This window comes from Nocardia sp. NRRL S-836 (genome assembly GCF_001279525.1).
Taxonomy (GTDB): Bacteria; Actinomycetota; Actinomycetes; order Mycobacteriales; family Pseudonocardiaceae; genus Lentzea.
Window position 1 is genome coordinate 1 of the sequence record NZ_LGDY01000098.1, and the last position, 11,797, is coordinate 11,797.

Consider the following 11,797-nt stretch of genomic DNA (forward strand, 5'->3'; position numbering starts at 1 on the left):
CGCCTGGCCGCACCGCCCTGCCGCACCGCCGTGCTCTGCCGTAGCTGCCCTGCCCCACCGCCACGGCCAGCGTGCCCGCGCCACGTCCCGCGCCCACCCGCACCCCGTAGCCCGCGCAGACCCCCCACCCACGCCCGCCTACACCCGCTCCACCCCCAACGCCACCTTCGCCAGGTCGAGGTTGCTCAGCCCCTGCAGCTGCCGTCCGCGCCGGGTCTGCGCGTCGAGCGCCACGATCGCGGTGTTGCGCTGGTCGTCGGCGCTCATCTGCCTGAGCGCGGCGTCGTCGCGGATCCCGGTCTCCCGCAGGAACACCATCACCGCGCCCACCCCGGCGAGATCCGAGTTGTTGTAGCCCTGGTAGTCGTTCTGGTTGCTCAGTGACGTCATGACGACGATCAGCCTGTTGCGCATGTCCTCGTCGGACATCGTGTTGAGCTCGTGCTGGGTGCGGAAGCCGCCGAGCAGCAGCACCCCGCGCACGTAGTGGTCGGCCGCTCCCGGCACGCGGCCGGGCGAGGCGAGCCGGCCGAGTGCGATCTGGGCGAGCTCCAGGTCGGTGTGGCCCTGCAGCTCCCGGCCGACGCCGGTCTGGGCGTCCAGTTCCACGATCGTGGTGTTGCGCTGGTCGTCGGCGCTCATCTGCCCGAGCGCGGCGTCGTCGCGGATTCCGGTGCGGCGCAGGAAGACCATCACCGCGCCCATGCCGGCGAGCGTGTCGTTGTCGTAGCGCTGGTAGTCGTTCTGGTTGCTCAGCGACGTCATGACGACGATCAACGTGTTGCGCATGTCGTCGAGCGACATCGCGTTGAGCTGCTCCTGCGTGCGGAACCGGCCGGCCAGCAGCACGCCGCGGATCGGGAACGACCTGGCCGACCCGGCCCGCACCTCGACGTCCACGAACTCGTGGTCGGCGTCGACGTGGTTGATCCGCACGGTGAAGTCACCCACCGGGAACGGCCAGTCGGGCTGCTTGCGCGCGAGGCGCAGTGGTGCGGTGCCCTCGTAGCGGATGCGGCCGTCCGGGTTGCGCGAGTGCACGACCACGGCCTCGTCCGGTCCGGTGTGCTTGGCGCCGATGACGTCCTTCCACTCGCCGATGCCGTTGTCGTAGCCGGTCCTGTTGCGGCGCCGCAGTTCGAGGAAGAACGTCCGGCCGTCGCGCCGGTTGGACGGCACGGCGACCACCACCGGCAACGGCCCCTTCGGCTCGCGCAGCCGGTAGTCGAGCGCGTAGAGGCGTTGCGACAGCGGGAAAGCACGCTGGTGCACGACGTACTGGCTGTCGTGAAACCCCTGTATCGCGCACATCTGGGCGGCCGGCAGCAACGGGCCGATGATCCGGCCGGTCTTCTCGCCGTCGGGCAGGCCGGAGATCGGGTCGCGCACCCACGCGGGATCCTGCCAGGTCGTGACGCCGTACCGCTGCGCGCTCATCGTCGAGTAGGGCGAGCCGTAGTCGGTGGTGCCGTCGGCGGCCCACTCGTGGTCGAAGCCGAAGCTGTGGCCGAGCTCCTGGCACGCGGCGTCGAACGGCGTGACCGAGTCGACGACGGTCACGTTGACGTCCCTGGCGCCGTCGCCGACGGGCACGGCGACCTGGCCGCCGCCCCACCAGCCGGTCGGCCGCGCGAACCAGATGATGATGGTGTCGACGTTGGCCCAGTCGGGTTTGCGCTGGTCGGTGGCCGCCTTGACGACCGTCCTGTGCAGACCGTCGCGCGCCTCGTTCGACACCGGCACCGGGTTGGGGATGTCGACCGGGTCGAGGACGTCGCTGGTCACGTCGAGGAAGCCGTGCGACGACAGCGCCCAGTAGTTGCCCAGGCTGAACGGGCGCAGCGGCTGCATCCAGTTGACGAAGAGCTCGCGCGACCACACGGCGTCGTCCTGGGCGTACCGCACCGGGATGATCAGGATCATGGTGGGCCTCCTCGGCGGTTACCGAGGAACTCGCCCGCCGGGTGAAACCGTTACGCCCGCCACGGGTCGTCGGCCGGCAGCCACACGCCCGGCCGGTGCAGCCCCAGGTCGCCCACCTCGCGCACGATGGCCTCGGCCGCCGCCAGCACGCTCGGCCGCACCTCGTCGGCCCGCCGCACCAGCGACCACGTCCACAGCACCTCCGGCTCGACCACCGGACGGGCGACCAGGTCGGGCGGCAGCGGCGTGGTCTGCCCCTTCGGCGAGTTGAGCACCGGCGTCACGCACCGCCGCACGTGGTCGAAGAACGCGGGGCCGGTGATCGCGCCGTTGTCGATCCGCACCACCCGCGCGCCGGAGAACCCGGCGAACTCCTCGGCGTACTCGTTCCACGACCGCCACGAGGTCACGTCGTCGTCGACCAGCACCGCCGTGTCCCGCGCACGGACCGGGCTGGTGTCCGTGCCGACCGACACCGCGTAGAGCCGGTCGGCCCCGAGCAGGTCGGCGGCGAGCCCGAGCCGGGCGAGGTCCGCCGACCGCACCCAGCACACCGCCAGGTCGAGGCTGCCGTCGGCGACCCGCGCCGCCTGGGCGTGCGAGGGCACCACCCACGCGTCGACGTAGAGCGGCGCGACCCCGGCCGTGCGCAGCGAGAGGTCCGGCGGCAGCCAGTTCACGTACCCGATCCGCACCGGCGACGACCCGGACAGCTGCTGCGCCTGCTTGCGCAGCTCGTCGGCGCGGTCGAGGAGCGCGCGGACCTCCGGCAGCAACGCCGCACCCGCCGCGGTCAACGCCACCGTGCGCCGGTCGCGGTCGAACAGCGGCACTGCGAGCGAGCGTTCGAGCGCCTTGATCTGCTGCGACAACGACGGTCCCGCGATCAGCAGGCGCGCCGCCGCCCGGCCGAAGTGCAGTTCCTCGGCGACCGTCACGAAATACCTCAGTTGACGCAGCTCCACGCCCACATCGTAGGAGGCTGGGCCTTCCACGAAGGAGCGAACAGGTCGTGGAGATCGCGGGCGGCCGGACGCACGATGGGAGCATGACCGGAGAGTTCATCGTCGAGATCGTCACCACGGTTCCCGACGGCACCCCGCAGTCCGAAGTGGACGAACGCCGTGCCGCGGAAGCGGTGCGCGCCAGAGAGCTCGCCGCGAGCGGCCACCTCGTGCGGCTGTGGCGGCCGGTCGGCGAGCTGCGCAGCACCGGGCTCTGGCGGGCCGAGGACGAGGACGACCTGCGTGCGAACGTCCTCGGCACCTTGCCGCTGAGCCCGTGGATGGAGTTCGCCGTCACCGCCGTCGAGCCGCACCCGAACGACCCCGGCGAACGATGAGCGCACGCGCCGCCGCGGCACTCGCGGCGGGCATGGGCGTCGGCCGGTTCGCCTACACGCCGATCCTGCCGCTGATGACCGCGCAGGCCGGTCTCACCGCGTCGGCGGGCGCGGGCCTGGCGACGGTCAACTACCTCGGCTACTTCGCGGGCGCCCTCGCCACGACCGTCGTGCGGGTGCACTCGCGGACGGTGCACCGCGTGGCGTTGGTGCTGCTCGCGGCGTCGCTGGCCGGGATGCCACTCGCCGCGGCGCTGGGCACGAACGCCGCCGGCGGCATGCCGCTCGCCGCGTCGCTGGCGGCCTCCGGTTCGCCGCCGTCCCACGTCCTCGTGGCGTGGTTCGTCCTGCGGTTCGTGGCGGGCGCGGCCAGCGCGCTGATCTTCGTGCTCGCCGTCAGCACGCGGCCGGGCTGGGGGATGAGCGGTGTCGGCGCGGGCATCGCGCTGTCCGGGGTGGTCGTGCTGGTCGACGCGCGCTGGCAGTTGTCGTGGTGGCTCGCGGCTCTGGTGTCCGCCCTGTTCACGGCGCTGGCCTGGCCGTTGCGACCGGTGGCGCGCCCACGGGTGGGCGGTGCGGGCAGGGGCCCGTTCGCCGCGCTGTTCGCCGGCTACACCCTCGAAGGCGTCGGCTACATCATCGCCGGGACGTTCCTGGTCGCTGCGGCCGGATCACTGGGCAGCGGCGCGTGGGTCCTGACCGGCCTGGCCGCCGCCGCGTCACCGTTCCTGCTGAACCGTCTGAACCAACGACGCGCGCTGGTCGGCGCGCTCGTCGTCCAGGCCGTGGGCATCGCATTGCCCGCGCTGACGACCGGTCCCGCCGCCACGATCGCTGCTTTCGTCCTGTTCGGCGCCACGTTCCTCGGCATCGCCACCACCGCGCTGAACCTCGGTGCCGGCCTGCACCCGAACGCCGCCGCCCTGCTGACCGCCGGCTACTCCGCCGGACAGGTGGCCGGCCCACTCCTGGCAACGCCGCTGCTCGGCCACGGCTACCGTGCCGCGATGCTGCTCGGCGCCGCGACCGTGCTCGCCGCCGCCGTTGTGATCGCGCTCTCACCATCGACCCGGTTGAACCGATCCGCACGCCCGTCCGTGATTGCTGACAACAGGCGGGAAAGTTCAACTCAGGAGTGAGAAACCATGCGTCGCAAGCAGGTTGGGATCGTTGCTGCCCTCATCACGGCTGGTGCCGTCACATTGACCGCGTGCGGATCGGGTGCCGCGCAGTCCGGCACCGCCGCGCCCGTACAGGAGCAGACGCAGACGCAAACCGGCGCGCAGCAACAGGATCCAGATCGAGACAAGTCCGGAGTGGACTTCCTGCGCGGCTCGGCGAACTCGAACAGGGCCGACCGGTCGGCCGGTGACCGGGCCCCGGACAACGCCGCACCGGAAGTCAAGGCGAAATGGGTGGAGCTGCGCGTCGCGAATGCGGGCGGACTCGAACCCGCTGTCGTGAACGGCAACGGCAGGACCGTTTACTGGTTCAGCGACGACCCGGTGAACGGCGGCGTGTCGACCTGCAACGGCGACTGCGAGAAGCAGTGGCCGCCGATCACCGTCACCAAGGGCACCAAGCTGTTCTTCCCCGGCATCAAGCGGGAGGACATCGGCTTCGTCAAGCGCGCGGACGGCCGCGTCCAGGTCGCGCTCGGCGGCCGCCCGGTCTACCTGTTCGCCAAGGACCAGAAGCCCGGTGACATCTTGGGCCAGAACGTCGGCAACAGGTGGTTCGTGACCAACCCCGAGGGCAAGCGCGCCACCGCGCCAGCCCCGCCGACGACCACCCAGCCCGCGCCGCCCGCCGGTGCCGGGCCCGCCGGCTCCGTCACCTTCTTCACCGGCAAGAACTTCGACGACTTCAGCGGTGACAACTTCGCCACCGGCGTCCGCGTCGAGGCCACGTGCGCCGACCTGCAAGGCGGTTTCCGGTCGCTCACCACCGACGGCGCCGTGAAGATCTGGTCGGAACCCGGCTGCAAGGGCAGGTCCGCCGTGGTGGCTGACGACGTCCGCGACACCGCCGAGCTCGGCTTCCCGGCCGGCGTGAAGTCCTACGTCCGCGCCTGACCCGGGACCTCGCACGGGGTCTGCTGTTGCACCTGCAAGGCGTTTTGTATCGGCGTTGTATCGGGCGTGGATGCGTGCCGGACAGGCTCCGAACCGCGAGACAAGCAGGTCATGCGAAGAGGGGATGCTCCGATGCGGTTCACCAAAGTGACGGCTGCGGTCGTCGGCGTGCTGGGTGCGGCACTGATCAGCACCGCCGCTCCCGCCGGTGCTGCCGAGGCCTACACCGGCGACAGCGCGGTCCAGGTCGCGGCACCGTGGCTGGAGGACACCGCCTCCGTGCAGGCGGTCGAGGGCGGCATCACGATCCAGCAGACGGCGGCCGGCGCCATCGGCTGGATGTCCGACCGCCGTGGCAGCACCGCCTACGAGGGCTACTGCGAGCGGGCCGTGCGCCTGGCGTGGGACCGCGCCACCCACCACGCCTCGGCGATCGACCACTGGCGGTCCTCCGACGGCGCCCGCCACACCACCGGCACGCCGCCCAAGGGCGCGTTCGTGTTCTGGAACACCAGCACCTACGGCCACGTCGGCATCGCGGACGGCAACGGCGGCTTCTGGTCGACCAGCGTCGGCGGCAAGATCGGCCACGGCAGCTCGGTCGGCTACTTCCGCAACTACCTCGGCTGGAAGTACGGCAACAGCAACTGATCCAGTGCACCCGCCGCGCGCGCCAGCGTGCGCAGCGCGGCGGGTTCGCCCTCCCGGTTGCCGGTGCGGCGGTAGGTCTCCAGCGCCTGCAGCACGAGGTCGTGCGCGGCCTCCGGGCAGCCGTTCGAGATCAACGCCTCGGCCAGCTCCACCTGTGCGAACGCCGTGCAGCGCTCATCGGTGAGGTCCTGCAGGATCGCCACGGCCCGGCGCGCGGAGACGAGCTCGGCGTCGTGCTCGCCGAGCGTGCGGTGCAGGGCCGAGAGCCGGACCAGCACGAGTGCTTCGCGGTGCGCGTCACCGAGGTCGGCCGCGAGCCTCCGGCCGCTCGTCAGCCACACCCTGGCCGACTCCTGGTCGCCGAGCGAGCCGTGCACCCCGCCGATCGACGCCCGCAGATGTGCCACGGAGTGCAGGTCACCGGCCGTTTCCAGCAGGTCCAGCGCTTCCAGGTAGCACGCCATCGCACGGTCGTACTCGGCGCGCAGCCGGCAGATCGTGCCCACGCCCGCGACCGCGATGCCCTCGCCGCGCGGGTCGCCGACCTCCCGGTACAGCTCCCGCGCCGCGCGCATGCCGCGTTCGGCGTCGTCGAACTCGTCGCGGTAGATGTGCACCTGCGCGATGCCGCGCAGCAACGCCGCCTCACCCGCCGTGTTGCCGGTCGTGCGCACACACGCCAGCGCCCTGTGGTGGGTGCGGGCCCAGTCCTCGTAGTGGCTGTGCAGGTCGAAGAACGGCACGCAGGCCGCCGCGAGCTGCCAGGCCACGTCGTCCAGCCCCGCCGCCGCTGCCAGGTCGACCGCGCCGCACAACGTGCGCCGTTCCGCCTCGAACCACGCGACCGGTTCGGCCAGCAGGTGCTCCGGCGCCCGCATCGGCGAAACCGGGGCGATCGTCGTGCCGAACGTGACCGGCAGCCTGCGCGCCGCCGTCACCGCGAGCCACAACCACGTCCGCAGCGCGCGTTCCAGCGTCGGCGCGCGGTCGGGGAGCGCCTCGGCCTGTTCCAGCGCGTGGCAGCGCAGCAGGTCGTGCAGCCGGTACCGGGGCTGGCCGGTGCTGTCGGTGCCGCAGGCTTCGAGCAGGTTCGCGTCGACCAGCCCGTCGACCAGGTGCTCGCTGCCCGGCCGGTCCAGCAGCGCCTCCACCACCCAGCCGGGCAGGTCGTGCGGCCCGAGCAGGGCCAGCCGCACGAACGCGGCCGCCTCGGGCGCGGGCAGCTGCCGGACGCTCAGGTCGAAGCTCGCCCGCACCGCCAGCTCACCGGAGGACAGCTCGCGCAGCCGCGTCGACTCGTCCACCAGCCGCGCCCGCAGCACCCGCAACGGCCACCCGCCCCGACCGGCCAGCCGCGCGCCCGCGACCCTGATGGCGAGCGGCAGGTGCCCGCAGGCCGCCGCGATCGCCGCCGCCTCGTCCGGTTCGGCCTCCACCCGGTCGCGGCCCGCGATCCCGGCCAGCAGCTCCGCGGCCTCGCCGGGTGCGAACGGCGGCAGCTCCACCTGTCGCGCGCCCGGCAACTCCGACAGTCGCCGCCGGCTCGTGAACAGCACCGCGCAACCGGCCTCGCCGGGTAGTAGCGGCAGCACTTGGCGCACCGAGGCCGCGTCGTCGAGCACCACCAGCACCCGCCGCCCGGCCAGCCGCGACCGGAACAGCGCCGCCCGGCTCGCCAGGCCCGACGGCAGCCCGGCACCGGTCACGCCCAGCGCGTGCAGCAGCTCGGTGAGCACCTCGGCCGGGTCCCGCGGGTGCTCGGCCGTGCCGCCGAGGTCGACGTAGAGCTGCCCGTCGGGGAAGTGGTCACCGACCTCGTGCGCCACCCGGACCGCGAGCGTCGACTTGCCGACCCCCGGCGCCCCGGTCACGCCCGCGACCACGACCTCCCCGGTGCGGCGCAGAGCCGCGGTGAGGCCGGCGATCTCGTCGGCGCGGCCGCAGAAGTCGGCGACCGCCGGCGGTAGCTGCCGGATCGGCGCCGGGGGCGACTCCCGCATCGGCGTGACGTCCGCCGTGGCCGGCTGCCGGACCGGTGCGGCGTTCTCCTCCTCGCCGCGCAGCACGGCGAGGTGTGCCTCCTTCAGCGCCGGTCCGGGTTCGAGGCCCAGCTCGTCGGCGAGCCGGCGGCGCAGGGTCGCGTAGACCTGCAACGCCTCGACGCGCCGGTTCGTGCGGTGCAACGCGACCATCAGCTGCCGGCCGATGCCCTCGCGATAGGGGTGTACTTCGAGGAGCGCGCGCATCTCCGCGATGACCTCGTCACCGTGCCCTCGTGCGACCTGCAACGCCAGCCGCTGCTCGGTCGCCGCCAGCCGCGCCTCCTCCAGCCGGGTGATCACGGGCTGCCACGCGTCGGTGTCCGGCAGGTCCTCGACCGGCCGGCCACGCCACAGGGCTTCCGCGCTCTGCAGCAGCTCAAGCGCCTGCGGGCTGGTGCGGGCCGCGGTGACGAGCTCCTCGAACCGCAGCGCGTCGAGCTCGGCGGACGTCAACGCCAGCACGTAGCCCGTGCCGTTCGTGCGCAGCCGTTCGCCGAGGAGTTGCCGCACCTGCCACACGTACGTGCGCACGTTCGCCACCACGGAGCGTGGCTTGGTCGTCGGCCAGAGGACCTCGACGAGCTGGTCGAGGGACACGGCGGCGTTCGCGTTCAACGCGAGGTGCGCGAGCAACGCCCGCTGCTTCACCCCGCCCAGACCCATCCTGTCGCCGTCCCGCCAGACCTCCAGCGGACCGAGCACGTTCACCCTGGTGATGGCCCCTCCTCTGGCGTGTTCGCGCTGACAGGAGCCCGCGCACGCGGCAGGATAGCCGCGGTGGTCCGCCGCCGTCACCAATTCGCCAGAAGATGTGGTAGTTCGTAAAATATGAACAAGCGTCACCTCGCCGCGCTCGCGCTGCTGCTGAGCGCGTGCGGCTCCGAGACGTCCGTTCCCACGATCGCGCCGATCTCCGCGCTCGCGCCGTCCGCGTCGCCCCTGGCCGATCAGCACGAGCGCCTCGACGCCATCGGCACCCTCCTCACCGCGTGCGCGGCCCGCCTGCGCGGTGAGCCCGTCGACCCGGCCGACAACTGCGCGAAGGTCATGCCCGACGTGGCCGAGGTGATCGGGGAGGCCGAGAAGAAGGCCGACCGGCTGCCGCCGTCGACCCGCAGCGCCGTGACCGAGGTGCGCAGACAGCTCGGTGAGATCGCGCCGTGCGAGCCGTGGTTCGCCGCGGGCGGGCAGAGCGCCGACGCCCGGTTGAACCAGCAGTGCGGTGATGCGTGGAGAGCGCTCTACAAGAGCTACTCCGCCGTGCGCAACACCGCTTAGCCGCCGGCGTCAGCCGGAGCCGACCTGCTCGTCGTCCTCCACGGGGCACGCGCCTTCCGGCGGGTCCGGCTCCTCGGCGGCGAACCGCAGGGTGAGCGCGGACGAGATCTCGTGGTGCCGCAGCAGGAACGCCTTCTCGTCGAGCTTCTTGCGCCGCAGCCAGCCGGTGACCTCGGCGTTGCACTTGCTCGCGTTGCACGACCCGCACGCGGGCACGATGTTGCCCAGCGTGTACCGGCCACCCCGCGACAACGCCTGCACGCAGTCCTTCTGCAACGACGCCGCGGCGGCACCGCAGTAGGCGCAGCAGCCGCCCCACGAGGTCTTCAACGCGTCCCACTGCGCGTCGGAGAGGTCGTGGGCGACGCGCGCCATCCGCTTGCGGCGCTTGCGTGCCGCGCGCACCTGTTTGCTACCGCCGGTCGCCACGACCGGGAAGCGTACGCATCGCGATGGTCAACAGGTCGGAGGCGGGTCCCCTGGGGGTCCTGCCCTTGGTCCACACCGCGCGCAGCGCGCGGGCCAGGTTCAGGTCGGTGACCTCGACGCGCACCAGCGTGCGGGTGGCGAGGTCGGCGGCCACGGCGTGGGCGCTGAGCACCGCGGGACCGATGCCGCCGATCGCCGCCGCCTTGATCGCGGTGGTCGAGGACATCTCCAGCAACGGCTCCGCGGTGATCTCCAGGTCCACCCCGCGCAACGCCGACCGCAGCGCCTGCCGGGTGCCGGAACCCTGTTCGCGGGACACCAGCGGCGTGGCGGCCAGCTTCGCGGCGGTGATCCTGCGGCGGCGCGCCCACGGGTGGCCGGGCGCGACGACCAGCACCAGCTCGTCACGGCCGACGACCCGGCTGTCGAGACCGGCGGGGACGTCGGTGCTCTCGATGAAACCGAGGTCGGCCCGGTCCGCGAGCACCTGCTCGGCGACGTGCACGGAGTTGCCCGCGGTCAGCACGGTCGCGGTGTCCGGGCTCACCGCGCGCAACGCGATCAGCCACGCCGGCAGCAGGTACTCGGCCACGGTCAGGCTCGCGGCGACCTTGAGGTGGCTCTGCCGGTCGGCGCGCAGGCTCGTGAGACCGGCGTCGAGGTCGGCCGCCTTCGCGAGCACCGGCGCGGCCCACCCGGCGACGAGCTGACCCGCGGTGGTGAGCGTGGCGCCGCGCGGGGTGCGTTCCAGCAACGCCACCCCGACCCGTGCTTCGAGCACGCGGAGGCGTTCGCTGGCCGAGGGCTGGGACATGCCGTGGGCCTTCGCGGCACGGCCGATGCTGCCGAGCTCGGCGACGCTCAGCAGCAGCTCGTAGCTGGCGAGGTCGGTGACCCTTCCCGGCAGAGGCATAGGGGCAGCCTATGTCCTCATCGGAGATTGGTGCCTACCGAGGTGCGCCGCCGGCGGGCATCTTGAGGTGGTGACCGCTCTCGCACCTCACCCCCACGCCGTGCCCCTCGAGGTGCGACGAGCGGCGCCTTTCGGGCCGAACCTGTTCGCCTCGGTCATGGGCACCGGCATCGTGGCCACGGCCGCCGCCTCGCTGCCCCTGCACGTGCCCGGTCTGCGCACCGCGGCGACGTTCGTGTGGGTGCTGGACGCGGCGCTGCTGGTGCTGCTGACGGCCGCGGCGTTGCGCGGCTGGACCTGGGCGACCGTGCGCGGTCAGCTGCGCGACCCGGTGATGGCGCAGTTCTGGGGTGCGCCGGCGATGGCGCTGATGACCGTCGGCACCGGCACGCTGCTGCTGGGCGCCGACGTGCTCGGCCTGACCGCCGCGCTCGCCATCGACTGGACACTGTGGACACTGGGCACCGCGCTCGGGCTGGTGACGTCGGTCGTGGTGCCGCTGCGGACGTTCGGCAGCGGCGAGGCCGCGTTCGCCGGCTGGCTGATGCCGGTCGTGCCGCCGATGGTGTCCGCCGCGTCCGGCGCGCTGCTCGCCGCGCACCTGCCGCCCGGCCAGTTCCAGCAGGCGATGGTGCTGGCGTGCTACGCGTTGTTCGGCGTGAGCCTCTTCGCGACGGTGTGCCTGGTGCCGCAGATCTGGCAGCGGCTCGTGCAGCACGGCCCCGGCAACGCGGTGCCGACGCTGTGGATCGTGCTCGGCCCGCTCGGCCAGTCGATCACCGCCGCGAACCTGCTCGCCGGTGTGGCCGTGCTGCCCGGCCAGGTCGCGTTCGGCGTGCTGTACGGCACGGCCACGTGGGGCTTCGCCCTGCTGTGGGTGGCCATCGCGGCCGCGGCGACCGTGCGCGCGATGCGACGCGGGCTGCCGTTCGCGTTGACGTGGTGGAGCTTCGTCTTCCCGCTCGGCACCCTCGTCACCGGCACGAGCGCGCTGGCCGCGAAGGTCCACTCGCCGATGTTCACCGCCGTGTCCGTCGTGCTCTACGTGGCGCTGGTGCTCGCCTGGGCGGTCGTGGCCGTGCGCACCATCACCGCGCTGGTGAGCGCCCGCGTGCCCTAGACTGCCGGAAAGATCCGCTGGGGG

Annotated in this window: 11 protein-coding genes; 6 read left to right on the forward strand and 5 right to left on the reverse strand. The window is 72.7% G+C overall.

The genetic code is table 11. The features are described 5' to 3' along the window. Positions 1-138: 138 nt before the first annotated feature. Both ADL03_RS18945 and ADL03_RS18950 read right to left on the reverse strand, forming a co-directional pair. Positions 139-1,923, reverse strand: coding sequence for a hypothetical protein (locus tag ADL03_RS18945; RefSeq protein ID WP_053734821.1), 1,785 nt, complete (start codon positions 1,921-1,923; stop codon positions 139-141). 50 nt (positions 1,924-1,973) lie between these two features. After that, positions 1,974-2,888: a LysR family transcriptional regulator gene (locus ADL03_RS18950; protein WP_053734900.1), complete on the reverse strand. Its 915-nt coding sequence runs from the start codon at positions 2,886-2,888 to the stop codon at positions 1,974-1,976. Positions 2,889-2,971: 83 nt separating this feature from the next. Between ADL03_RS18950 and ADL03_RS18955 the strand changes: the two genes are divergently transcribed. From ADL03_RS18955 to ADL03_RS18970, 4 genes are all read left to right on the forward strand, one after another. Further along, a complete protein-coding gene (locus ADL03_RS18955; RefSeq protein WP_053734901.1) occupies positions 2,972-3,265 on the forward strand; it encodes a muconolactone Delta-isomerase family protein in 294 nt (97 codons plus the stop codon). Further along, positions 3,262-4,404, forward strand: coding sequence for a YbfB/YjiJ family MFS transporter (locus tag ADL03_RS18960; RefSeq protein ID WP_063798639.1), 1,143 nt, complete (start codon positions 3,262-3,264; stop codon positions 4,402-4,404). The genes ADL03_RS18955 and ADL03_RS18960 overlap by 4 nt, the downstream gene beginning before the upstream one ends. A 6-nt stretch (positions 4,405-4,410) precedes the next feature. Next, the gene (locus ADL03_RS18965; protein ID WP_053734822.1) at positions 4,411-5,340 is read left to right on the forward strand and encodes a hypothetical protein; all 930 of its coding nucleotides are present in this window, start codon (positions 4,411-4,413) and stop codon (positions 5,338-5,340) included. A gap of 132 nt (positions 5,341-5,472) precedes the next feature. Further along, a complete protein-coding gene (locus ADL03_RS18970) occupies positions 5,473-5,991 on the forward strand; it encodes a hypothetical protein (protein WP_053734823.1) in 519 nt (172 codons plus the stop codon). Here ADL03_RS18970 and ADL03_RS18975 read toward each other — a convergent pair. Next, positions 5,958-8,741 (reverse strand): BTAD domain-containing putative transcriptional regulator, encoded by a 2,784-nt coding sequence (locus ADL03_RS18975; RefSeq protein WP_197288453.1) that lies wholly within the window; start codon positions 8,739-8,741, stop codon positions 5,958-5,960. The genes ADL03_RS18970 and ADL03_RS18975 overlap by 34 nt on opposite strands. Positions 8,742-8,861: 120 nt before the next feature. Here ADL03_RS18975 and ADL03_RS18980 point away from each other — a divergent pair, with 120 nt between their 5' ends. Continuing rightward, entirely contained in the window at positions 8,862-9,311 is a 450-nt protein-coding gene (locus tag ADL03_RS18980) for a hypothetical protein (protein ID WP_053734824.1), read from the forward strand. A 9-nt stretch (positions 9,312-9,320) separates the two neighbouring features. Here the strand turns inward: ADL03_RS18980 and ADL03_RS18985 are convergent, their stop codons facing one another. After that, positions 9,321-9,686 (reverse strand): HNH endonuclease, encoded by a 366-nt coding sequence (locus ADL03_RS18985; protein WP_053734903.1) that lies wholly within the window; start codon positions 9,684-9,686, stop codon positions 9,321-9,323. Positions 9,687-9,723: 37 nt separating this feature from the next. Beyond that, the gene (locus ADL03_RS18990; RefSeq protein WP_053734825.1) at positions 9,724-10,653 is read right to left on the reverse strand and encodes a LysR family transcriptional regulator; all 930 of its coding nucleotides are present in this window, start codon (positions 10,651-10,653) and stop codon (positions 9,724-9,726) included. A gap of 100 nt (positions 10,654-10,753) precedes the next feature. Between ADL03_RS18990 and ADL03_RS18995 the strand changes: the two genes are divergently transcribed. Further along, complete coding sequence (locus ADL03_RS18995; protein ID WP_053734826.1) at positions 10,754-11,773, forward strand: TDT family transporter; 1,020 nt, start codon at positions 10,754-10,756, stop codon at positions 11,771-11,773. The last annotated feature ends 24 nt before the right edge of the window (positions 11,774-11,797 follow it).

Bases quoted from the DNA above. Each gene is read 5' to 3' on its own strand.
- ADL03_RS18945 (WP_053734821.1), bottom strand. From the start codon at position 1,923: ATGATCCTGATCATCCCGGTGCGGTACGCCCAGGACGACGCCGTGTGG.
- ADL03_RS18955 (WP_053734901.1), top strand. From the start codon at position 2,972: ATGACCGGAGAGTTCATCGTCGAGATCGTCACCACGGTTCCCGACGGC.
- ADL03_RS18960 (WP_063798639.1), top strand. From the start codon at position 3,262: ATGAGCGCACGCGCCGCCGCGGCACTCGCGGCGGGCATGGGCGTCGGC.
- ADL03_RS18965 (WP_053734822.1), top strand. From the start codon at position 4,411: ATGCGTCGCAAGCAGGTTGGGATCGTTGCTGCCCTCATCACGGCTGGT.
- ADL03_RS18970 (WP_053734823.1), top strand. From the start codon at position 5,473: ATGCGGTTCACCAAAGTGACGGCTGCGGTCGTCGGCGTGCTGGGTGCG.
- ADL03_RS18980 (WP_053734824.1), top strand. From the start codon at position 8,862: ATGAACAAGCGTCACCTCGCCGCGCTCGCGCTGCTGCTGAGCGCGTGC.
- ADL03_RS18985 (WP_053734903.1), bottom strand. From the start codon at position 9,686: ATGGCGCGCGTCGCCCACGACCTCTCCGACGCGCAGTGGGACGCGTTG.
- ADL03_RS18990 (WP_053734825.1), bottom strand. From the start codon at position 10,653: ATGCCTCTGCCGGGAAGGGTCACCGACCTCGCCAGCTACGAGCTGCTG.